Here is a 23492-nt window from a genome sequence, read left to right on the forward strand (position 1 = left end):
AAGTTGTTATTTACGCGAATTAGAATAGGAGATACATAAATGAATCTTAATATGACCTTAGTTGGTGAATTAATCGCATTTATCGTATTCGTAATTTTTTGTATGAAGTTTGTATGGCCACCAATTATTGGTGCTATAGAAGCGCGTCAAGCGACTATCGCTGACGGACTTGCTGCTTCAGATCGTGCTGCTAAAGAACTTGAGCTTGCTCAAGAGAAAGCAACAGCACAACTAAGAGAGGCGAAAGCTCAAGCTGCTGACATTATTGAAGCAGCTAAGAAGCGTGAAACTCAATTAGTAGAAGAAGCTGCAGTTAAAGCCCAAGCTGAGAAAGATAAAATCTTAGCATCAGGTCATGCAGAAATAGAAACAGAACGTAATCAAGCAAAAGAAGAACTTCGTCAACAAGTTGCAGTTTTAGCTGTAGCTGGCGCTGAGAAAATTCTTGAACGTTCAATCGATGCCGCAGCACATAGCGACATTTTAGATAAACTTGTAGCTGAACTTTAAGAGGGATAGAGCTTATGTCTGAATTGACAACCGTCGCTCGTCCCTACGCTAAAGCAGCGTTCGATTTTGCTGTTGAAGCAAATGCTATTGATAACTGGTTATCAATGTTAGCATTTGCTGCAGAAGTTTCTGAAAATGAAACAATGACAAACTACCTTAGTGGTGGTGTGTCTTCTGATCAAGCCGCAGACTTATTTTTAAAAGTTTGTGAAGATCAACTTGATAGCAATGGTCAAAACTTAATAAAAGTAATGGCCGAAAACGAACGTTTGTTGGTACTACCACAAGTTCTTATTCAATTTAGTGCATTAAAGGCTGAATATGAAAAAGAAATTACTGTGGATGTAACATCTGCTGTTGAATTAGTAGCGGATCAAGTAACTACATTAAGTGCCGCGCTTGAAAAGCGTTTGGCTCGAAAAGTAAAGCTCAATTGTATTGTAGACGCGAACGTAGTATCAGGTTTAATAATTAAAGCTGGTGATACGGTAATAGATGGTTCAGTACGAGGTAAATTGAGCCGCTTAGCAACAACAATGCAATCTTAACGGGGACAGAGCATGCAACTGAATTCCACTGAAATCGCCGAACTTATCAAAAATCGTATTGAAAAGTTTGACGTAGTTAGTGAAGCTCGTAACGAAGGTACTATCGTTTCTGTAACTGATGGTATCATTCGTATTCATGGTCTTGCAGATGTAATGCAAGGTGAGATGATCGAACTTCCTGGCAGCCGCTTCGCAATAGCGTTAAACCTAGACCGAGATTCGGTAGGTGCGGTAGTTATGGGCCCATATGCGGACCTAGCTGAAGGCGTAAAAGTTAAAAGTACTGGCCGTATTTTGGAAGTACCAGTAGGACGTGGCTTATTAGGCCGTGTAGTAAACACATTAGGTGAACCAATTGATGGAAAAGGACCTATCGAAAACGATGGCTTCTCTCCTGTTGAAGTAATGGCACCAGGTGTTATAGAACGTAAATCTGTTGATGAACCTGTACAAACAGGTATTAAATCAATTGATGCAATGATTCCTATTGGTCGTGGTCAACGTGAACTTATCATTGGTGACCGCCAAATCGGTAAATCAGCGATTGCACTAGATGCAATCATCAACCAGAAAAACACAGGCATTAAGTGTGTTTATGTAGCTATTGGTCAAAAAGCCTCTACTGTTGCGAACTTAGTTCGTTCTTTAGAAGAGCACGGCGCGTTAGATAATACTATCGTTGTTGTTGCCGGTGCTTCTGAAGCTGCTGCATTACAATACTTATCAGCTTACTCTGGTTGTACTATGGGTGAATACTTCCGTGACCGCGGTGAAGATGCGTTAATCGTATATGATGATTTGTCAAAGCAAGCAGTTGCTTACCGTCAAATTTCATTATTATTACGTCGTCCGCCAGGTCGTGAAGCATACCCTGGTGACGTTTTCTATCTTCACTCTCGCTTATTAGAACGTGCTGCTCGTGTAAACGAAGCTTACGTTGAGAAATTCACTAACGGTGAAGTTAAAGGCAAAACAGGTTCTTTAACAGCTTTACCAATTATTGAAACTCAAGCGGGTGATGTATCAGCATTCGTACCAACAAACGTTATTTCAATTACTGATGGTCAGATTTTCTTAGAATCTAACTTATTTAACTCAGGTATTCGTCCTGCTGTTAACGCCGGTATCTCTGTATCACGTGTTGGTGGTGCTGCTCAAACGAAAATCATCAAGAAACTTGGTGGTGGTATCCGTTTAGCATTAGCACAATATGCTGAGTTAGCAGCATTTGCTCAGTTCGCATCTGATTTAGATGACGCGACTCGTGCTCAATTAGAGCATGGACAACGTGTTACTGAGTTGATGAAGCAAAAGCAATACAGCCCATTATCAATTGCTGAAACAGCCGTATCATTATTTGCCGCAGAAAAAGGCTATTTAAATGATGTTGCTATTGAAAAAGTTGTTGATTTTGAAGATGCACTTCGTTCATACGTGAACAGTGATTACGCTGAGCTTATGGCTACTATCAACGAAAAAGGTGACTATAACAAAGATATCGAAGCTGGTTTAGCTAAAGCAATTGAAGCTTTTAAAGCTACCCAAACTTGGTAATTTAGTTAACCTTTTCGCGGAGAATTAGTCATGGCTGGTGGTAAAGAGATTAAATCAAAGATCGGAAGTGTAAAAAATACACAGAAGATCACCAGCGCAATGGAAATGGTTGCAGCTAGTAAAATGCGCAGAGCGCAAGATAGCATGGCTGCATCTCGTCCATACGCTGAAAATATGCGAAATGTGATCGGTCACATCGCGCTTGGTAATTTAGAGTTCAATCATCCTTATATGGTTGAACGCGAAGTTAAGCGCGTAGGTTATATCGTTGTATCAACAGACCGTGGTTTGTGTGGTGGTTTGAATATTAATTTATTTAAACAAGTACTTGCTGATGCTGGTAAACAGCAAGCAGCTGGCGCCGAAGTTGAATTTGCAGTTGTTGGCTCTAAAGCTACTGCATTTTTCAACAATATGGGTGCTAAAATTACTTCACAAATTTCAGGTTTAGGTGACGAACCTTCACTTACTGATTTAATTGGTAGTGTGAAAGTGATGTTAAATGCCTATGATAATGGTGATATAGATAAGTTGTTTGTTGTGTATAACAAGTTTGTTAATACAATGACGCAAAAACCGACAATCGATCAACTTTTACCTTTGCCTAAGTCAGATGATGACGCAATTAAGCATCGCTGGGATTATATATACGAACCAGATGCTCAAGCTTTGCTTGAACAACTACTTGTTCGTTATACAGAATCTCAAGTATATCAAGGTGTGGTTGAAAACCTCGCATGTGAACAAGCCGCTCGTATGATTGCAATGAAAGCTGCAACAGATAATGCGGGTGACTTAATTGATGATTTACAATTGGTATATAACAAAGCTCGTCAAGCAAGTATTACTCAAGAATTGGGTGAAATTTGTGCTGGCGCGGCAGCGGTATAAGCAAAGGTTCTTTGTTTATTTTATTAGTAAATAAGAGCACAAGATTAGAGGATTAAACATGAGTACAGGTAAAGTCGTCCAAATCATTGGCGCAGTTGTGGATGTAGAATTCCCACAAGATGCTGTACCTCAGGTATATGACGCATTAAATATAACCGAAGGTGACCTTAGTGGCTTAGTACTAGAAGTACAACAGCAACTTGGTGGTGGTGTAGTTCGTACTATCGCTATGGGTTCTTCAGATGGTTTGCGTCGTGGTCTGAACGTAGTAAACACAGGTGATAACATTCAAGTTCCAGTTGGTACTGCAACTTTGGGTCGTATCATGAACGTTTTGGGTGAGCCTATTGATGAAGCTGGCCCAATCGGCGAAGAAGAAAAATGGTCAATTCACCGCGCGGCACCAGCTTATGCTGACCAAGCGATGTCTAATGAACTATTAGAAACAGGTATCAAAGTAATCGATTTAGTATGTCCATTCGCTAAGGGTGGTAAAGTTGGTTTATTCGGTGGTGCTGGTGTTGGTAAAACCGTTAACATGATGGAACTTATTCGTAACATCGCGATTGAGCATAGCGGCTACTCAGTATTTGCTGGTGTAGGTGAGCGTACTCGTGAAGGTAACGATTTCTACCATGAAATGAACGACTCTAACGTACTTGATAAAGTATCGTTAGTTTACGGCCAAATGAACGAGCCTCCAGGAAACCGTTTACGTGTAGCGTTTACTGGTTTGACAATGGCTGAAAAATTCCGTGACGAAGGTCGTGACGTATTATTTTTCGTAGATAACATCTACCGTTATACACTTGCTGGTACAGAAGTATCTGCATTGTTAGGTCGTATGCCATCAGCCGTTGGTTACCAACCTACACTTGCTGAAGAAATGGGTGTTCTTCAAGAACGTATTACGTCTACGAAGAAAGGTTCAATCACTTCAATCCAAGCGGTATACGTACCTGCGGATGATTTAACCGATCCATCACCAGCTACAACCTTTGCTCACTTAGATGCAACAGTTGTACTTTCTCGTGACATCGCTTCGCAAGGTATCTACCCTGCAATCGATCCGCTTGATTCTACTTCGCGTCAATTAGACCCGTTAGTAGTAGGTGCTGAGCATTATGAAACAGCTCGTGGCGTTCAATCTACATTACAGCGTTATAAAGAACTTAAAGATATCATTGCTATCTTAGGTATGGATGAGTTATCAGAAGAAGACAAGCTTGCGGTAAACCGTGCTCGTAAGATTCAACGTTTCTTATCACAACCGTTCTTCGTTGCTGAAGTATTCACTGGTTCTCCAGGTAAGTATGTATCACTTAAAGACACTATCAGTGGATTTAAAGGATTACTTGCTGGTGAATTTGATGATTTACCTGAGCAAGCTTTCTACATGGTTGGTTCTATTGAAGAAGCAACTGAAAAAGCTAAAAACATGTAATGAAGGCTGGCGACTAATTGCTTAAGTAAACTACTAAGTCTATTTAGTCGCCCATTTGGAGGTCAACATGGCAATACTTTCTGTAAATCTTAATGTAGTAAGTGCTGAAGAGAGCATATTCTCTGGTAGCATAGAATCATTACAGATAGCAGGTAGCGAAGGTGAATTAGGTATTATGCCTGGTCACGCACCTTTGCTGACCTCACTAAAACCTGGTATGGCAAGAATCGTTAAGAAAGGTGGTGACGAAGAAGTTATTTACCTTTCTGGCGGTATGCTTGAGGTTCAACCAAACAACGTTACAGTGTTAGCAGATGTAGCTATACGTGGTGATGATTTGGACGAAGAAGCTGCATTACAAGCTAAAGAAAGAGCAGAAAAGCACTTAAATGATCATGGCGGTGACGTCGATTATGCTGAAGCTGCATCTGAATTAGCTCGTGCAGTAGCACAATTACGTGTTATCCAAGCTTCAAGTAAAAAATAGTTTAAGCTTTAACACTTAGTTTTAGTGATACAAAAAAGCGACCTTTACGTTAAGTAAGTGGTCGCTTTTTTTATGGGAAAATAGTTACAATAGACAAGCAATATATCTTCAATCAGATAATGGAATAAATAAATGTCTCTTTCAGTCGTAATTTTAGCTGCGGGTAAAGGTACTCGCATGCGTTCATCATTGCCTAAAGTTTTACATCCAATAGCGAATAAACCTATGGTAAATCATGTTATTGATTCGGCAAGACAAGTTAATGCTGAAAATACCTATGTAGTTTATGGATTTGGCGGTGATATATTAAAAGATAAAGTAAAGGGTGATGATTTAACCTTCGTAGAACAAAAAGAGCAATTAGGGACTGGGCATGCAGTTGATATGGCATCACCATTTTTAAAAGATGATGAAGATGTATTAGTACTATACGGCGATGTACCACTTACAAAGGTTTCTACCTTAAATAGATTGATTGATGCTAAACCTGAAAACGGTATGTCATTGTTAACGGTTCATTTAGGTAATCCTAATGGTTACGGTCGTATAATGCGTAATAACAACACCGTTGTTGGTATTGTTGAACAAAAAGATGCTAACACTGAGCAATTATTAATTAATGAGTGTAATACAGGAATTCTACTAGCGAATGGTGGTGATTTAAAAAGATGGCTTGCCAACTTATCAAACGATAATGCTCAAGGCGAATATTACCTGACTGATATTATTGCTGCTGCTCATCAAGAAGGTAAAAAAATAGCTACAGCGCATCCTGATAGCGAAATAGAAGTAGAAGGTGCAAATAACAGAGTTCAATTAGCATCACTTGAAAGAGCTTTTCAATATCGTCAAGCAGAAGAATTGATGATTGCAGGTGCAAGTATACTTGATCCTAATCGCATTGATATTCGTGGTGAAGTTACTGTAGGTCAAGAAATTACAATTGATGTTAATTGTATTTTTGAGGGGAAAGTAAGCATTGCGGATGGAGCTAAAATAGGTGCAAACTGTATTATCATTGATAGTTGTATTGGTGAAAATGCGCTGATAAAGCCTAATTCAATTATTGAAGGCGCAATTATAGGCGCAAATGCTTCTGCAGGTCCTTTTGCTCGTATTCGACCCGGTTCTGAATTAAAAGAAAATGCCCATATTGGTAATTTTGTTGAAATGAAAAAAACTGTATTAGGTGAAGGATCTAAAGCAGGTCATTTATCTTACTTAGGTGATACTGAAATAGGTAAAAACTCTAATATAGGTGCAGGCACAATTACCTGTAATTATGATGGTGTTAATAAATTTAAAACCATTATCGGTGACAATGCTTTTATTGGTTCAAATGCATCAATCGTAGCGCCTGTGAATATTGGTAATATGGCAACAACGGCGGCAGGTTCAACTATAGTAAAAGATGTGAAGGATGATGAACTAGCCGTTGCTCGTGGTAAACAACGTAATATAGATGGTTGGCAGCGTCCAGTTAAAAAATAGAAAGGGGTGATTGATTATTTTACTTTCTATATAAAAAGAGCAATTATACGGTTGCTCTTTTTTTTGCTTTATTGATATTGTTTCACTTTAAGGTATAATTCTTTCGGATCGAAACTTAGGAGATGATTTTTGTCAAAACGTAATACGCAACAAAGACGACATACCATTATTACTCTGCTTAATTCGCAAGGTGAAGTTGGGGTTGATGAACTAGCAAAACGATTTGATACATCGGAAGTTACTATCCGAAAAGATCTTGCCATTTTAGAGAACAGTGGTTTATTACTTCGTCGTTATGGCGGTGCAGTACCATTGCCTAAAGAGATAACTGATAATAAAGATGAAAATCTTTCACAGCGTAAGATTATGATCGCACAAAAAGCTGCAATGTTAATTAAAGATCATAATCGAATTATTATTGATAGTGGTCATACAACGTCAGCATTAGTATCGGCATTAAATAATAAAAAAGGATTAGTTGTTATGACTAATTCTTTAGCTATAGCAAATAAATTACAGACATTAGAAAATGAACCTACATTATTGATGACCGGAGGTACATGGGATACTCATTCTGAATCTTTTCAAGGACAAGTAGCTGAAAATTCATTGAGATCTTATGATTTTGACCAATTATTTATAGGCGCAGATGGTATTGATTTAGAACGAGGAACAACAACTTTTAATGAATTAATTGGTTTATCTCGCGTTATGGCTGAAGTATCAAGAGAAGTGATTGTTTTAGTTGAGTCAGATAAATTTAATCGAAAAATACCTAATGTAGAAATACCGATAAATCAAATTCATACAGTAATAACTGATGATGATTTATCCATTGAAAAACGTAAACAGCTCATAGATCAAGGCTTAAACTTGATCATAGTTAATTAAAGAATAAAGAAGTTTAAAGGAAGAGTTATGTGTGGAATAGTAGGCGCAGTTGCGCAACGTGATGTAGTAGATATCTTAGTAGAAGGTTTACGTCGCTTAGAATATCGAGGTTATGATTCTGCTGGCGTTGCAATTGTTAGCGATAACAAAATTAATCGCGTTCGTCGTTTAGGTAAAGTACAAGAACTAGCAGATGCTATTCAACTAAACCCTCTTGTTGGTGGTACCGGTATTGCTCATACACGTTGGGCAACTCATGGTGCCCCAAGTGAAATAAATGCTCATCCGCATATTTCTAGCGATAATATAGCTGTTGTACATAACGGTATTATTGAAAATCATGATGAATTAAGAACAAGGCTTTCAGGTTTAGGTTATGTTTTTGTTTCTGAAACTGATACAGAAGTTATTGCACATTTGGTTCATCATGAGCTTCAAACGGCTCAAACATTAACTGAAGCTGTACAAAAAACAGTTAAGCAACTTGAAGGAGCCTACGGAACAGTAGTTTTAGATACTAACGACAAAGATCGTGTCGTTGTTGCTCGTTCTGGTAGCCCTCTAGTTATAGGTTATGGTGTAGGTGAAAACTTTATTGCATCAGACATGATGGCGTTATTGCCTGTTACACGTAAGTTTTCCTTCTTAGAAGAAGGTGATGTTGCTGAAATTACTCGTTTTGAAGTAAATATTTTTGATGTTGACGGAAAGCCAGTAATACGTGAAGCCAAAGAATCTGAAGTAAGTCATGATGCTGGCGATAAAGGTGAATATCGTCATTACATGCTAAAAGAAACATACGAACAACCAACAGCAATCAGAAATACACTTGAAGGACGCTTTACCGATAACAGCATTGAAACAGATGCATTTGGTAAAAATGCGGATGAAATTTTCAAGAATATTGAACACGTTCAAATTATAGCGTGTGGTACAAGTTATCATTCAGGTATGGTTGCACGTTACTGGTTAGAATCACTTGCGGGGGTATCATGTAACATCGAAATCGCGAGTGAATTTAGATACCGTAAATCACACGTACCTAAAAATGCTTTATTAGTTACTATTTCTCAATCAGGTGAAACAGCTGATACATTAGCTGCGTTACGATTAGCTAAAGAAATAGGTTATCAATCAAGTTTAAGTATATGTAACGTACCAGGTTCATCATTAGTACGTGAATCTGATCTAGCCTTCATGACAAAAGCAGGCGTAGAAATAGGTGTAGCATCAACTAAAGCCTTTACAACTCAGTTAGTTGGCTTATTAATGATGACTATAGCTATTGGTTCACACCATGGAATGAGTTTAGAAACACAAGCAAATATTACACGTTCACTACAAAAGTTACCTAACAAATTAGAAGAAGTTCTTGCACTAGCGAGTTCAATTGAAGATTTAGCTGAAGACTTTGCTGATAAGCATCATTCATTATTTTTAGGTAGAGGTGATCAATACCCTATCGCAATGGAAGGTGCTTTAAAGCTTAAAGAAATTTCTTATATTCATGCAGAAGCATACGCTGCGGGTGAATTAAAGCATGGCCCATTAGCGTTAATAGATGCTGAAATGCCAGTAATTGTAGTGGCGCCTAAAAATGATTTAATTGAAAAGTTAAAATCAAATGTAGAAGAAGTAAGAGCGCGTGGTGGCTTAATGTATGTGTTTGCTGACGTAGATGCTAAGTTTGAAAGTGATGAAACAATGAAAGTAATTAACGTGCCTCACTGTGACGACATTATTGCGCCAATCGTTTACACTTTACCATTACAACTACTTTCTTATTATGTGGCCATTATTAAAGGTACGGATGTTGATCAGCCACGTAATTTGGCCAAGTCTGTAACTGTTGAATAAGTATTTTATGCTAAATTACATCAATTGTGAGAGAGTAATAAAGTATCATACTTAGTATTAAAGTATCATACTGAGTAATAAAGTTGCATACTGAAACCGTCTTAACTATGCTTGATTTATGAGCATAAACAAGGCGGTTTTTTTATGGCATCGAGAAAACTAGGCAACTCGGAGGCTAAAAATAATAAATGGATTAAAGAAGGTCGGGGCTCTGGTCAACATGCAGAGTATAAACCTTGGATAACCGTTAGGGATTTACCTTCTGATGGTCGAGTACATCGCGTTTTTGGTCATAAATCACAACGTACTCATCATCTGCTTTCAGATATAGAGCTTGCCGTGTTTTTATTGCTCGAGTGGCATCAAGACGTTTTACAAATTCGTGAACAATTCCCATTAGAAATAGAAACTACACAGCAAATAGCTTTAGAATCTGGAATTGACCACCCAAGCTTATCTGGTGTTAAACAGTATATGTCTTCAGATTTTCTCGTTAACTCTCAAGATCCTAAGCAGTCTAAATTTGTTCTTCAAGCAAAGCAATCAGAGGCGTTAGATGATGCTCGAACTATTGAAAAACTTGAATTAGAGCGACGATATTGGCAACTAAAAGAAGTACCTTGGTTTTTGATAACGGAGAGGGATATACCTGAAACCGTCATCAAAAATATCAAATGGTTGTACCCTGCCCAGCGTGATGAAATCGATATGGAGCTGTTAATTCAGCGCGTTGATTATTATGACCATCACTTTTCTAAGAACCCCAATAAAAACATCATCGATATTTGTAAGAACTTAGATATAGCATATGAACTTCAAGTTGGTGAGTCACTAGCAGAAGTTAGGCACTTAATGGCTAAACGTTGTTTTACCTTTGATATTTTTGTCCTAGCGCCAAAATTAAAGGCAAAGCAATTAAAAACAGGAACAGTCAAACTGTTGCAGGAGGCTTATTGTGTTTCAAATCAATGAGGTTGTTGAGTACAACGAAGTGCCTTTTAGAGTGCTAATGCTTATGTCCGATCACCTGATATGGATTTCATTAGATGACACCTCTGCGTTTCCACAGTTGGTAAACAAAAAAGAATTACAGATTGCCGTTGATGAAGAAGTTTTAACTCGAATGGATGATCCCTATTCTGAACTTGCTTTTCAAACCCCAGAAGAAGGTACAATTGCAAAAACAAAAAGAGATAACAACTATCAGTTGATAAAGCCTTTAGTAGAATCACCTGAGTTTTACCTTGCTAAATCGCGATCTGCGATTATTAATCAAATTATCGAGAAGCAAGGTTCGACTAAACAAACGCTTTATCGCTTAGCTCGTCGTTACTGGCAACGAGGACAAACTCAAAATGCTTTGCTTCCTGATTATAAAAATTCAGGAGCAAAAGGTAAAAAACGTATTGCCACTAATAAGAAACTTGGTCGACCAAGAAAGTATATGCCAGGTACCGGTGCAATTATTGACTCATTTATTGAAAGGCTATTTCGAATTGCAATTGATAAGTACTTGTTAACTGATAAAGGTTACTCATTTCCTTATGCGCACCGAAGATTTAAATCTTTGTATGAAAATCATTTCCCGAATACTCCTGAAGAAGAAATCCCGACTAATTGGCAAATGATGCATTTTTATAAACGGGAGTATCAACAGGTAAATAGAATACAAAAGCAAGTATCTCGAATTGAATACAATAAAGACGTAAAACCACTAAGTAGTACAGCCAATACGCAAGTACTTGGCCCTGGTTCTAGATATGAAATTGACGCGACAATTGCTGATATTTATTTAGTCTCAGATAGTGACAGAGCCAATATTGTTGGTCGACCAGTAATTTACATGGTTAAAGATGTTTTTAGCAGAATGGTTACTGGCTTTTATGTCGGTTTTGAAAATGCATCATATATTGCTGCAATACAGTCATTAGCTATGGCTATGACAGATAAAGTTGAGTTTTGTCGAGAATATGGCTTTGAAATAACGAGCGAAGATTGGCCATCAGTTGGATTGCCTGATGCTATTTTAGCGGATAGAGGCGAAATACTAGGCTATCAAATAGAAAGTTTAGAAAGTAATTTTTCTATACGCATTGAAAATACACCGCCTTATCGAGGTGATGCAAAAGGTATTGTTGAGCGAAGTTTTAAAACTTTGCAAGCCGATTTCACTCCGTTTGCTCCTGGTGTTGTAACAGGTACCAAAATTAAAAAGCGTGGCGATAAAGATTATCGATTGGATGCAAAGTTAACTATTTGTGAGTTTAAAGAAATTATCCTTTCATCAATTTTATATCATAACCAGTTTGCTGTTCTTGAAAAGTATGATCGGGATGTTGATATGCCAAGCGATCTGCCATTAGTGCCAAAGGAACTGTGGCAATGGGGACTACAGCATAGAACAGGTAGGTTAAGAACTGCATCATATGATGCATTGAGAGTTTCTTTATTACCCCGTATTAAAGCTACGCTTTCAGATTTAGGTATTTGTATTTACGGCGTGTATTACACTTCTGTTGAAATAGTTCAACAAGGTTGGTTACATCGTTCTTCTGAAGCACGAAGACCCGAAAAGCTAAATGCAGCATATGATCCTGCCTCGGCTGATCACATTTATATTTTCCCTGAGAAAAACTCTACTAAATACTGGATCTGTAAACTAACCCCTCGTTCCCGAGAGTTTGAAGGGGCATCTTTTTGGGACGTATGGTTGGTTCAAGAAACGCAAAAACAAACAATGGCTAAAAGTAAGCTGGTAGCAGAGCAGAAGAAGCGAGAGCATGAAGAGTTCGTAGCAAGTAAAATAAAACAGGCTGTTAAGAAATCTTCCGATACAAGCCATTTATCAAATGCTGAAAGAATTTCTTCGATAAATGATAATAAGCGTAAAATTAAAGCTTTAGAGCGACAAGAAAATGCTTATAGACCCGATATTGGCACCAAGGATAAAAAAGCGGAGGTAATTCATTTGAATGAACATGTTGAAGAAGATTATAGCTACCCTGATCATATTGATGAATTATTCAGTGAGGATGACTAGTAATGACATTACCGAGTAATTTTGTATCCGCTATATATAAAGATCCTGGTATTGAACGATATCGTGGGAATCCGTTTATTGAAGCATTAACGCCCATTATGTCAGTACAGCAAATCAAAAAAAGGCTTACAGGAAAAATTAAATATAATCCGCAAGATGTGTTTAGTAATGCCCGGGAACGAGCACATGAAGTTTCTGCGCTTCTCGATGATTTTTTTCAACCAATAGCGAATCACCTTCAACTAGAAGAAAAGATTTCTATTATGATCCGTGGAGGTTACGTAGGGCGTAACTTAGCAGACGGTTCACTTAATACTCATATGCAAAATGGATATGAGCGAATTATGTCTGGTGAGTTAGATAGTTTTCGTTTTGCTCAAACCAATTCAACAGCCAAGAGCTTATCTTTAATAGGTTGTTCCGGTAGTGGAAAAAGCACAACCATTAATCGAATTTTAGCGACTTACCCTCAAGTTATATATCATGAACGACATAATTATATTCAGTTGTCTTATCTAAAAATTGAATGCCCTCATGATGGCTCCTTAAAAAGCTTATGCTTAAATTTTTTTCGTGAACTAGATCAGGTACTTCATACAAACTATGAAGATAAATATGCTAAAAAGCGCCATAGCACGGAAGTATTGCTAGCATTAATGAGTCAAGCTGCCACTCAAAAGGCAATTGGTATATTAGTCATTGATGAAATTCAGCGCCTTAGCCAAAGACGCTCTGGTGGTAAGGAAAAAATGTTGGAATTTTTTGTCGCCTTGGTCAATGTAATTGGTGTACCTGTCGTTATGGTAGGTACACCAAAAGCAAGGCCAATTTTTGAACTGGAGTTACAATCAGGACGAAGAAGTGCCGGATTTGGTTCATTATTTTGGCAACCAATGAGAGCTGAAAAACCGAGTAAAGATCGTAAAACTGGAGAATTACGTAAAACAGAATGGATAGCGTTCAGTGATAAATTGTGGCGATATCAGTGGTTATTAAAGCGAGAAGAAGTATTAACAGATGAAATTAGAGAGTGTTGGTATGACTTATCGCAAGGGGTACTTGATATTGTTGTTAAGTTATTCGTATTAGCTCAGCTTAGAGCAATAGCTACAGGTGTTGAGCGTTTAACGGTTAATTTATTGAAGCAGGTTTATCACGATGAACTTAAGCCTGTACACCCTATGCTCGCAGCATTACGTTCAGGTGATGTTGAATTAATTGCTAAATATTCAGATTTACAGCTAATTGATATTGATAAAAAGGTATTAGATTTACGGCAGAAAATAGATGAATTAAAAGCTGGGCAAGATAAAGAACAACCATTTCAGAATAATGGGCAAGCGATGCGGCTTTATAATTTATTATTGGCAATGGACTGTGACTCTCAAATATTACCACCACTCATTGAACAGGCTTTCAAGGATTACCCGAAATTAACAGTACGAGAGCTTATGCCTATTGTATTGGATTGGTATGAAAAACCAGATAAGTCTATAGCTAGTAGAAAACAGAAGAAGATCCAACAAAAAAACTGGCATACCTTGGACACAGATGACATGCGTTTTAAATTCTCTCAGGCTAAAAAAGGAGAGCTATATAAAACCTTAAACTACGGTGATGAATTGTTTGATTTACCTAACTGGATAAAAAAAGTCGGATAATATGTTTAACTTCCCTTTACCTTATCGCGATGAACTGCTTTACAGTGTTATCGCAAGGTATAGGGTTCACCAAGGGATCGTTTCCCCTAAAGAGCTACTGGATGATGTTTATAATGATAGGAAAATCGTTGCTACTGTTGATTTGCCTAGTCATGTTAACAAAGTCTCTAGTTTGTATCCTCAGAGAGAAGCCTCGTCTCCGGTTGAATTGATTTATTCACATACCCTTTTTCCTTTGTATGCCCCGTTTGTTGACGAAAAGCGCAGGAAAAGATGCATTAATTTCATGCTGAAACAAGCAAAAGGAAGCACACATTTAGCCCTGGGAGTTGCTGCTTCTCGAATTAAACAACCTAGATGGTTAAGGTATTGCCCTGCTTGTCTTATAGAACAACAAAATACGTTTGGCGAGTATTATTGGTCACGCAATTGGCAGATTTCAGGTGCAGAGAGTTGTTTGTTGCATGGGGCGTTGATTGATTCCAATATACTCAGGCATCCAGATCATAAACATGAATATACCCCTGCAACTCACCATTCTTGCCAAACGGATGCGAAACAGCAACCAAGCAGCATTCAATCTGAGTTAATAACTCAGAGTTTAGATGAGTTATTGCAGCTTAAACCTTTACATTCTCCGACCCTTGAGCAATGGAGCTATTTTTATAGAACTTTATTGTTTGAGCATGGATTAAATCGTGGCAAACATATTGATTACAGCAGGTTAAAGGAAAAAATAATTTCGTCCTTTGGAAGAAAATGGCTTCGAAAGTATGATTTATACCCTGAAGACAGTGAAATATGTTGGCTTAAAACTATTTTTCGTAAACACAGAAAAGCATTCAGTTACTTAGAGCACCTAGTTGTTTGGCATAGCATATTAGGAAGTGGTTGGCAGGTTGCTGATATTTTTAAACAGGTAAGTTTGCAACCAAAAGAAAATAAAGCATCAGTAACACCACTGCTTGATGCAACAGAAAAAGACAAGACGAAGTATCGAGATCTATGGCTAGTCGCGGTAGTTAAAAATGGTGTTAATTATGCTCGTAATTACAAATTCGGCTATGTATATGCTTGGCTTTACCGCCATGATAGAGACTGGTTACTACAAGTTAATAATCAACATAAAGTACCTAATATTACTAAAAATCAGCGTATTGATTGGCATAAACGTGATCGACATTTAGTAAAACTATTATGCCGAATTAAAAATGATATCGAACTTCAGTTAGATGATCCGCGCCACTCAATGAATTGGTATTTATCAAAACTTTATTGTGGATCAACGGTTGGAAAACATTTAAATGACTTACCACTTTGTAAATTGTTTTTTATGAAGTTTTGTGAAAATATAGCTGAATATCAAATAAGAAGAATAACATGCGCTGTTATTGCACAAAGCCTATCGAATAATACATTACGGCGATGGCAAATATTAAGGATGTCAGGGTTAAGTGATCAAAGATTAACTCCCCTTGCTGATACTTTTCTACTTAGGATTATAGGGATTTAATGGATAAGTTTAGAATAGATGGATTTAGAGATGATTCAGTCATCAATGGTATAGGCTCTTTGTTTCGGAGAACTGGTGGTTCTCTCTGGCGTATCAATTTATCCACTTCTCCTGTAAAAAGTGAGCGTTCGTATCTTACTTTGTCTCAATCTCCCATTATTGTGCGTCAACGGGTTTTAAATTCAAAAACTGAAGTCAGCAAAAAAGGCTACTATAAATCTTTTACTATCAAAGATACTCATGGCTGGCAGGTTGCTAAGGTAAAAGATTGCCAAGTTATTAAACATCATCGTAAAGCTGACGGTGAGCAGTATTGTTTTGTTTTTCAAATAGGTGATGGTACAACTGTTTACTTACCTCAATTTGAATTAGCTAGAGCATTATTTTTACATGATGGCTACTTATCTCGAACGGCTATGACACCAGATGTGTTACAAGCTGAATTCGATGTAATAGTAAATAAGGACATAGGCATAGCAACAATTGATGTAATGCCTAACTGTACTTATAAAGTTGACTATTATAATGAACCAAGCTGTAGGAGGTTACTTAGCTGGATATTGATAAATGATAACGTGCGTCGTTCGTATGAAAGTATTGGTCGTTATCAACTTTTGGAAGGCGAAGAGCTTGGTAAATACAGAGTTTGGGACTTCAAGTTCGATCCACCATCTTTGGAAAATACACGTTTTTCAGTTAAAGGGTGGTTTGATCCTGATTTAAACTCAATGTTCGTGCATGAAATAGAGGGACTTGCTGACATACCAATTGACTTACCAGATAAAGTACTATTTTCACATCCTAATTTTACTAAAGATGTCAGTGGTAAAGGTAATGGTGGATATGCCGCAGGAACAGAGCGACCACTTGAGCATAATATTAATGATGAAGCGAGTGCTAGTGCTGATAACAAGGTCGTAATAATAAAGCCTCCTAGCATTGCCATGTCATTTGATAAGGCTGTAGAAACGATAAAAGTAACTCAAAAAAGTCGTATTAGTCGAAGTGGTCACCTAGATGATCAAACTGACGATAGTCATTTGTATTTAAATAAATTTGAAAGCTATTTCAAAATGCTAGATTTGCTTAAAGATAATTACGGATGTAAATTAGTAGTTTACTCGTTACGAAAGTTACCTAAGGTTGCTCGCTGTACAAAACATATTCTGGCTACAGACGGTAATCCTAGGTGTGTGTCAGTGTCTTATATTGAAATTGATAATGGTGCATATTACCTGTTAGAAGTTGATACTTCAGATACAAATAAACCTTTGTCTACAAAAGCAATTCAGGCCTCTGCGATAGAAAATATTGATGATTTCATAGAAAATGTTGAAAAGCAGCTGCTTAGAGGTTCTCTTTCGTGGCCTAAAGAGTATTTTGATAATTTTGTAGGAAAAAATAATCACTTCGGAATATCTCATCAACAGTCAGATAAGAATGGAAGCTTAACGCAAGAAGATATTAATAACTGGGGTAAACGATTTTATCAAAAACTCAGCTAACCTCATAAATATGGTGAATAATATGAGCTTTTTTATTAAGTATTGAAGTTTATTCTTGAATACAGGTATTATGATGATGGATTTTTAGCTTGGTATATTAAGGAATAATCTTCAGAGATAAGGTATATTAAATTTAGAAAAATTAATATCTTGGTAGCAAAGCATCTCTAGTCGATAGAAAGGAATAAATAATTAAAATGAAAGAAATCCCCTTTAAAGTATCAGCTCGTGCTGCTCGATTAATTGGTGCAGAAAATATTGCCAATGCTGAAAGCGCAGTTATAGAGTTGATAAAAAACTCATATGATGCTGATGCTGAAACTTGCCTTGTTTATTTTGAACATGTTTTTAATGAAATCCCTTCCTGCTTTACTGAGCAAGAGTTTGAATACCTTTGTACTTCTCCCGCTTTCGATGATTTTTCATGCCACTTCAAGGCTTTACCAAAAAAAAATTATGAAATAGAAATAATATTAACTGACAAAGACATAAAGTTAGGGCTTACAAAAAATGAGCTGTATGAATCATTAGTCAGCTGGTTAAGCAATCTCTGTCGGATTTGGATTGTTGACGATGGCCACGGAATGAATGAAAAAACCATTGAAGACAATTGGATGACAATTGGCACAAATAACAAAGAGAAATCACCAATTACTAAAAAGTTTGAAAGGATAAAATCCGGAGCTAAAGGGCTTGGTAGATTTGCTCTTGATAAGTTGGGTGCCCTATCAAGTGTCTATATCTGTCCAGATTTAGAGTATTATCAGCTAAATAAAGAAAACTCAACGATGGAGTGGTATAACACATGGGAAAGTTTTCTAGAAGAGGGCCAAACACTTGATAATGTTAAGGCTCATCTTGGTTACGGTGAATTAGATGGGTTATTTCATTTAAATTATCTACCAAATGAAATTTTCATAAATGAATTAGACTTAAAATTTGAGAATCATGGCGTAATTATTTGCTGTGATTACAATAAAGAAAATTGGCATAAAGAAAGACAAAAGAGACTCAGTGACAGCCTAGAAACTCTTATTCCTCCAACAGAGAAGGATAATTTTTCTTTATTTTTTGTTTCAAATAAATTTAGTGATCTTAATAAAAAAGTATCGTCCGCAGTAAATACAAATTACGATTACAAGGTTAATGCGAGGTTAAACGATGATCATTCTATTATTATAGAAATAGATCGAAATGAATTTGAAGTATCAGAGTTTCCTGAAGAGTTTTATCAATCAGAAAAATTTAAAAATTTAGATACGACGGTAGATGATTTCAAAAAAGGTATAAAGGTTCACAAATTAACCCTCAAAAACCTCTTTCCAAAAATTGATGAGTTTGAATCAATTGGTGGTCTTTCGCTTAGCTTTTACTTTTCTAAGCAAGGAAGTCCAGGTGCACCTGATCGCGATAAATTTTTGTATAAATCATATGATTTTGCTACGAGAAAAAGTTGGGCAGAGACTTTTGGTGGTATTAGAATTTTTAGGGATAACTTTCGGGTTAGGCCATATGGTGAACCAGGCTCGGCGAAAGATTGGCTTGGGTTAGGTGATAGATCTGCAAGTAGCCCAGCAGGTATTGGTAAACCTGAAGGTGGTTGGAGGGTGAGGCCAAACCAGATATCAGGCGTTGTGAATATATCAAGAGTTAAAAATCCAAAATTAGCAGACAAATCAAGTCGTGAGGGGATACAGGAAAACGATGAATTTGCGCAATTTAAATCTGTAATAATAAAAATAGTAGAAATTTTTGAAAATGATCGTGCAGAAATTGGTGCTGAACTTAAAGCTATTTATGACCGTAAAAATGCGGACGCTCTCAAAGAAGAGCAAGCAAATGCACTTTCTAAGCAGTTATTAAAAGTTCCAAATCGTGGAAATAGTAATACTAGCACAAAAGAAACAACTCCAGAACAAGATAACTTAAAGCTTCTAGCCTCTCAATATGAGAAGAAAAAAGAACAACTAGAGGAGTTAATGGAAGAACAAAAAATTCTAAGAAGTTTGGCTACGATAGGAACGATTAGCTCATCGTTTAGTCATGACCTGAAACTTCTACATGGAAAGCTAATAAAGAGATTTATTCCTGTTCAAAAAGTTTTAGAGTTAAATTATCAATACTCCATTGATAATAACCTTCAATTTACAGAAGACTTACATGACTCATTGGAACGTGTTGAGATGTTCAAAAACCAAGATAGCTCTATGAAAGATTGGATAAATTTCTCACTCTTAGGTGTCAAAAAAGATAAAAGAAGAAGGCGTAAAGTTTATTTCGAACAATATTTTAAACAATTGAAAAAAGTGTGGGCAAAAAAGTTTGAAGATAGAGATGTAGTCTTCGATATTGATGAAATATCCCATGAGTCAGCTTTAAAGTGCTTTGAAATTGACCTAGATTGTATCTTTAACAACTTAGTCGTGAATAGCGTGGAGGCCTTTTCTCAAAAAGACGCTCCTCCAACAAGAATAATCAAGATAAAAATAAAAAGTAGCGATAAGGATATTATTATATTTTATTCGGATTCAGGACCTGGCTTGTCAAAAGATATCGTCAATCCACAACGTATTTTTCAATGTTTTTTCACTACAAAGGTAAATGAACATAGTGGAGAAGATGAAGGGACTGGTATTGGAATGTGGATGGTTAAAAGCACCATCAACGAATATAGAGGAAGCACAAAGCTGCTACTAGATAAAAGTGGATTTGGATTAGAAATAAAAATTCCAAAAAATATATAAAGGAAGAAAATGAATTCTAAGTTTAAAGTGGTCTACGTTGATGAAGATCCGGATGCCCGAAAAGAATTTGAACTAAATTTTGTAAATAAAGAAATGTGTGATCTTGTGATTGTTCACCCTAAATTTCAACTTGATGAAATGGTAGATTTTATCATAGAAGAAGGTCCAGAAGCCGTAGTTTCAGATTTTCGGTTGAAAGACAAAGAGCCGAGTGTAACATACGATGGGGTTGATTTAGTTAAAAAACTGAAAAGTATTAAAACAAAACTTCCTTGCTTCGTCTTAACAAGTTATGAGGGTGAAGCAATCAACGTCGCTTTAGATGTGAACTGGATTCACGATAAAGAAGAAATTCATGAAGATGAGAATGATAGGCCTGTATTTAGTCAGAAAGTTCTTCAACAAATTCATGTGAACAGGGGGTTGTTGGATAACTTACTTAATAAGCAACAAGAACTATTTAATAAACTACAGCAAAGTCAATTAACAGCCGAAGAAGAACGAGAACTAGTCGAGTTAAGTAATGAGATAGAGTTGTTCATTTTTGACGATAAGAAGATTCCAAATGAAATAAAATCTTACGACGGCTTAGCTAAATTAGACTCTTTGATTAAGTTGTCAGATCAGCTTTTAAAAGAAATAGATAAAAACATCGTAAAGTAGAAAGGACTCTTTATGTTATTAAGACGGATAGTTCCTCAACGACGGGATGAAATTAAGCAATATGCATCACATAGAAGTTACAAACCCTATCTAAGAGAAGATTTCAATAAACGCTGTGGTTATTGTGATGCCGATGATAAATTTTTAGGAGCAAGCGCTGCGTTTCATGTAGATCATTTTGCCCCTCAAAGGTTTGAAGAGCGGAAGACCGATTATACTAATCTAATATACTCTTGTCGCTACTGTAATGGTTCAAAATCTGATTATTGGCCATCAGATTGCTCCCAAACTTCAGTTTTAAAAGAAGAAGGTGTGATTGATCCTTGTGAAGCTAAATACGATGAACACTTAGCTAGAAATGAGAAAGGTTACATTTATCCACTGACAAACTTAGGCGGGTTTATACACAAACTTTTGAAATTAGGGTTAACACGGCATAGTGTTTTGTGGAAGCTTCAGCATATAGAATCAAATTTAGATAAGATGGACACCCAGATAGAGGAGCTATCAACAGAACAGTTAAAGATATATCAACTTTTGTCTTCTGAATATCGAAATTTGATCTCCTATATTTGCGAATATGGAAATAAATAAAGTGTAACGTTTATTATATACCTACTCTACTATCATTATAGGTGAATTAGAGTATTTTGACTTCGATGTAAGTGTTTTAGAGCTTAGTTGTGGCTGAGATTTGTTATTCAAGCCTTTGAAGTGGAGAATATTGAAGAAAGTATGTCTAAAAAAATCTTAAATTTTTATTTACCTGCAGACAACACCCCCACAATTACTGTAGTATCTAAACAATACATCAACGGTTGTTTTATCAAACAAATACTTGTTTGAATAATGAGCTCAAGGATTTAATACAAAGTGAGTAAAAAGAGCGGCTCTTATTACACTCCAGAAAATTTAGCTAATTTTATAGTTAAGTACGTGCAGGAAAATAACTTTTTCTCCAATAAACCTATTCATATTCTAGAACCTAGTTGTGGTGGTGGGGCTTTTCTGAAAGCTATCAGTCAGTATTTCTCTGAAAAAAACATATTTATTGATGCGATTGATTTTGATACTTGTGCGATAGAAAAAACAAGGAAAGTAGTTAGTACGCTTCACGGTGAATATACAGTCACTAAAGCCGATTATCTAAATTGGAGTGCTAATACTGACAAGAGGTATGATTTAGTCATTGGTAACCCTCCTTATATTTCTAAAAAGCTTTTAACAGAAGATCAAAAAGAAAGTTGTAAAAATATACATGCCAAGAATGGTGATTTTGGTACTGAAATTCATAACATATGGACTTCATTTTTATGTGATGGAGTAGAAAAGCTTACCTCTGATGGAACATTAGCTTTTGTTTTACCAGCAGAGATTCTTAAAGTTAAGTTTGGTGAAAAAATTCAAAGAGCATTACTTAAATCATTCCCACGAATTGAAATTTTCACTTTTTCTAAGAATGTATTTCCAAATATTGAGCAGGACACTGTAATTCTTTTTTTGTATAAGCAAAGTAACGAAGTAGGGTTATATTTTACAACAATACATGACTCCAATTGTTTAATAAATAATAGGTTTAAGCTTAAAAGGAAACGTTCACTTGAAGCAATGAAATTAAAGTGGAGTGCTTATCCATTAATGGAAAAGCAAATAAAAAGTGTTGTGAGCCTTAAAAAAAAGCTACCTCCAATAATTTCTTATTGTGAAACTATTCCAGGAATTGTTACTGCCGCAAATGATTATTTTATTGTTAACAAGTCAGTGGTGGATGAATTTGAATTAGAGGCTTTGTCTAAACCTATTGTACAAAAAGGAATTTTTGTTAATGGATGTGTGAGCCTTAGCAAAGATAAATTTAAAAGCTTGATCGATAAAGATAAACCGACATACTTTTTAGATTTGTCACAAGCGGATTTAACAAACCAAAAACATAAAAACTACATCAGTATAGGCAAACAAAGAAAAATTGATGAACGTTATAAGTGTACCCTTAGGAACAAATGGTACGAGGTGCCCGGTGCTTGGGTATCTGACGGCTTTTTCTTTAAAAGATGTCATGACTACCCTAAATTTATTTACAACGATGCTGATGCTCTTGTAACAGATTCATCATATAGAATAAAGATGAAAGATGGGTATGATATTCGTTCATTAATATTTTCATTTTATAACTCTCTAACCTTGGCATTTTCAGAGGTTCAGGGAAGGTATTATGGTGGTGGAGTCTTGGAACTTACCCCATCAGAATTTAAATCTTTACCTATTCCATACATGGAAGTTACAACAGAGCAATTTAATGAATTTGTTGAAGCTTTCCATAATAAGAAAAGCATCGATGAAATAATAGAGCGCAATGATGCCATATTACTGTCAGCTCAACTTGGGATGACTGATGATGCTATTGAATCTTTAAAGATTGTTAGAAAAACTCTTATGGACAGACGCCAAAATATTAGTAAGTCACAGTTTAGTTAATCTAGAGCTATTACTTATTTCGGCTGAATTGTTCGTTAATTCAGATTACCACATTATATAATATGGTAAGCCGACCGTTCAATATTTGTTAAGGGCTCATATAGAGGGGTACTCAAGTTTAAATTACATTTCAAATATAAATAAAACATCACACTTCTCAAATATGACACTTTTTTCTTATTATGAACCATCAAGTTTAGTATCTAAAAATCAACAAG

General features: G+C 36.3%; 18 protein-coding genes. All 18 read left to right on the plus strand.

What is annotated here, in order from left to right:
* The first annotated feature begins 39 nt into the window (after positions 1 to 39).
* The 18 genes from atpF (at position 40) to B0X80_RS09235 (ending at position 23274) form a co-directional block, all read left to right on the plus strand.
* The gene (gene atpF, locus B0X80_RS09150; protein ID WP_076417407.1) at positions 40 to 510 is read left to right on the plus strand and encodes a F0F1 ATP synthase subunit B; all 471 of its coding nucleotides are present in this window, start codon (positions 40 to 42) and stop codon (positions 508 to 510) included.
* 14 nt (positions 511 to 524) lie between these two features.
* Positions 525 to 1058 (plus strand): F0F1 ATP synthase subunit delta, encoded by a 534-nt coding sequence (atpH, locus tag B0X80_RS09155; RefSeq protein WP_077339678.1) that lies wholly within the window; start codon positions 525 to 527, stop codon positions 1056 to 1058.
* A 12-nt stretch (positions 1059 to 1070) separates the two neighbouring features.
* Positions 1071 to 2612: a F0F1 ATP synthase subunit alpha gene (gene atpA, locus B0X80_RS09160; protein WP_077339680.1), complete on the plus strand. Its 1542-nt coding sequence runs from the start codon at positions 1071 to 1073 to the stop codon at positions 2610 to 2612.
* Positions 2613 to 2642: 30 nt separating this feature from the next.
* Positions 2643 to 3503, plus strand: a complete 861-nt coding sequence (gene atpG, locus B0X80_RS09165; protein WP_077339682.1) for a F0F1 ATP synthase subunit gamma — start codon at positions 2643 to 2645, stop codon at positions 3501 to 3503.
* Positions 3504 to 3561: 58 nt separating this feature from the next.
* The gene (atpD, locus tag B0X80_RS09170) at positions 3562 to 4947 is read left to right on the plus strand and encodes a F0F1 ATP synthase subunit beta (protein WP_077339684.1); all 1386 of its coding nucleotides are present in this window, start codon (positions 3562 to 3564) and stop codon (positions 4945 to 4947) included.
* 67 nt (positions 4948 to 5014) lie between these two features.
* Complete coding sequence (locus B0X80_RS09175; protein ID WP_077339686.1) at positions 5015 to 5434, plus strand: F0F1 ATP synthase subunit epsilon; 420 nt, start codon at positions 5015 to 5017, stop codon at positions 5432 to 5434.
* A 132-nt stretch (positions 5435 to 5566) separates the two neighbouring features.
* Complete coding sequence (gene glmU, locus B0X80_RS09180; RefSeq protein WP_077339687.1) at positions 5567 to 6925, plus strand: bifunctional UDP-N-acetylglucosamine diphosphorylase/glucosamine-1-phosphate N-acetyltransferase GlmU; 1359 nt, start codon at positions 5567 to 5569, stop codon at positions 6923 to 6925.
* A gap of 129 nt (positions 6926 to 7054) precedes the next feature.
* Complete coding sequence (locus tag B0X80_RS09185) at positions 7055 to 7816, plus strand: DeoR/GlpR family DNA-binding transcription regulator (RefSeq protein WP_076417414.1); 762 nt, start codon at positions 7055 to 7057, stop codon at positions 7814 to 7816.
* A 27-nt stretch (positions 7817 to 7843) separates the two neighbouring features.
* Positions 7844 to 9673, plus strand: coding sequence for a glutamine--fructose-6-phosphate transaminase (isomerizing) (gene glmS / locus B0X80_RS09190; protein WP_077339688.1), 1830 nt, complete (start codon positions 7844 to 7846; stop codon positions 9671 to 9673).
* A gap of 144 nt (positions 9674 to 9817) precedes the next feature.
* Positions 9818 to 10645, plus strand: a complete 828-nt coding sequence (locus B0X80_RS09195; protein ID WP_077339689.1) for a TnsA endonuclease C-terminal domain-containing protein — start codon at positions 9818 to 9820, stop codon at positions 10643 to 10645.
* Positions 10629 to 12713, plus strand: coding sequence for a DDE-type integrase/transposase/recombinase (locus B0X80_RS09200; RefSeq protein WP_077339690.1), 2085 nt, complete (start codon positions 10629 to 10631; stop codon positions 12711 to 12713). The genes B0X80_RS09195 and B0X80_RS09200 overlap by 17 nt, the downstream gene beginning before the upstream one ends.
* 2 nt (positions 12714 to 12715) lie before the next feature.
* Positions 12716 to 14374 (plus strand): AAA family ATPase, encoded by a 1659-nt coding sequence (locus B0X80_RS09205; RefSeq protein WP_077339691.1) that lies wholly within the window; start codon positions 12716 to 12718, stop codon positions 14372 to 14374.
* Position 14375: 1 nt separating this feature from the next.
* Positions 14376 to 15887, plus strand: a complete 1512-nt coding sequence (locus tag B0X80_RS09210; protein WP_077339692.1) for a TnsD family Tn7-like transposition protein — start codon at positions 14376 to 14378, stop codon at positions 15885 to 15887.
* Entirely contained in the window at positions 15887 to 17392 is a 1506-nt protein-coding gene (locus tag B0X80_RS09215; protein WP_077339693.1) for a Tn7-like element transposition protein TnsE, read from the plus strand. The genes B0X80_RS09210 and B0X80_RS09215 overlap by 1 nt, the downstream gene beginning before the upstream one ends.
* Before the next feature lie 197 nt (positions 17393 to 17589).
* Positions 17590 to 20136, plus strand: coding sequence for an ATP-binding protein (locus B0X80_RS09220; RefSeq protein ID WP_077339694.1), 2547 nt, complete (start codon positions 17590 to 17592; stop codon positions 20134 to 20136).
* Positions 20137 to 20145: 9 nt separating this feature from the next.
* The gene (locus B0X80_RS09225) at positions 20146 to 20799 is read left to right on the plus strand and encodes a response regulator transcription factor FixJ (RefSeq protein ID WP_077339695.1); all 654 of its coding nucleotides are present in this window, start codon (positions 20146 to 20148) and stop codon (positions 20797 to 20799) included.
* Positions 20800 to 20811: 12 nt separating this feature from the next.
* Complete coding sequence (locus B0X80_RS09230; protein ID WP_077339696.1) at positions 20812 to 21393, plus strand: HNH endonuclease; 582 nt, start codon at positions 20812 to 20814, stop codon at positions 21391 to 21393.
* A 279-nt stretch (positions 21394 to 21672) separates the two neighbouring features.
* The gene (locus B0X80_RS09235) at positions 21673 to 23274 is read left to right on the plus strand and encodes an N-6 DNA methylase (protein ID WP_077339697.1); all 1602 of its coding nucleotides are present in this window, start codon (positions 21673 to 21675) and stop codon (positions 23272 to 23274) included.
* Positions 23275 to 23492 lie beyond the last annotated feature (218 nt).

Source organism: Pseudocolwellia agarivorans, assembly GCF_002000085.1.
Classification (GTDB): Bacteria; Pseudomonadota; Gammaproteobacteria; order Enterobacterales; family Alteromonadaceae; genus Pseudocolwellia; species Pseudocolwellia agarivorans.

Coding starts and splice junctions, on each gene's coding strand:
- B0X80_RS09195 (WP_077339689.1), top strand. CDS start 9,818: ATGGCATCGAGAAAACTAGGCAACTCGGAGGCTAAAAATAATAAATGG.
- B0X80_RS09175 (WP_077339686.1), top strand. CDS start 5,015: ATGGCAATACTTTCTGTAAATCTTAATGTAGTAAGTGCTGAAGAGAGC.
- B0X80_RS09215 (WP_077339693.1), top strand. CDS start 15,887: ATGGATAAGTTTAGAATAGATGGATTTAGAGATGATTCAGTCATCAAT.
- atpA (WP_077339680.1), top strand. CDS start 1,071: ATGCAACTGAATTCCACTGAAATCGCCGAACTTATCAAAAATCGTATT.
- atpH (WP_077339678.1), top strand. CDS start 525: ATGTCTGAATTGACAACCGTCGCTCGTCCCTACGCTAAAGCAGCGTTC.
- glmU (WP_077339687.1), top strand. CDS start 5,567: ATGTCTCTTTCAGTCGTAATTTTAGCTGCGGGTAAAGGTACTCGCATG.
- B0X80_RS09225 (WP_077339695.1), top strand. CDS start 20,146: ATGAATTCTAAGTTTAAAGTGGTCTACGTTGATGAAGATCCGGATGCC.
- atpF (WP_076417407.1), top strand. CDS start 40: ATGAATCTTAATATGACCTTAGTTGGTGAATTAATCGCATTTATCGTA.
- glmS (WP_077339688.1), top strand. CDS start 7,844: ATGTGTGGAATAGTAGGCGCAGTTGCGCAACGTGATGTAGTAGATATC.
- B0X80_RS09230 (WP_077339696.1), top strand. CDS start 20,812: ATGTTATTAAGACGGATAGTTCCTCAACGACGGGATGAAATTAAGCAA.
- B0X80_RS09205 (WP_077339691.1), top strand. CDS start 12,716: ATGACATTACCGAGTAATTTTGTATCCGCTATATATAAAGATCCTGGT.
- B0X80_RS09210 (WP_077339692.1), top strand. CDS start 14,376: ATGTTTAACTTCCCTTTACCTTATCGCGATGAACTGCTTTACAGTGTT.
- atpD (WP_077339684.1), top strand. CDS start 3,562: ATGAGTACAGGTAAAGTCGTCCAAATCATTGGCGCAGTTGTGGATGTA.
- atpG (WP_077339682.1), top strand. CDS start 2,643: ATGGCTGGTGGTAAAGAGATTAAATCAAAGATCGGAAGTGTAAAAAAT.
- B0X80_RS09220 (WP_077339694.1), top strand. CDS start 17,590: ATGAAAGAAATCCCCTTTAAAGTATCAGCTCGTGCTGCTCGATTAATT.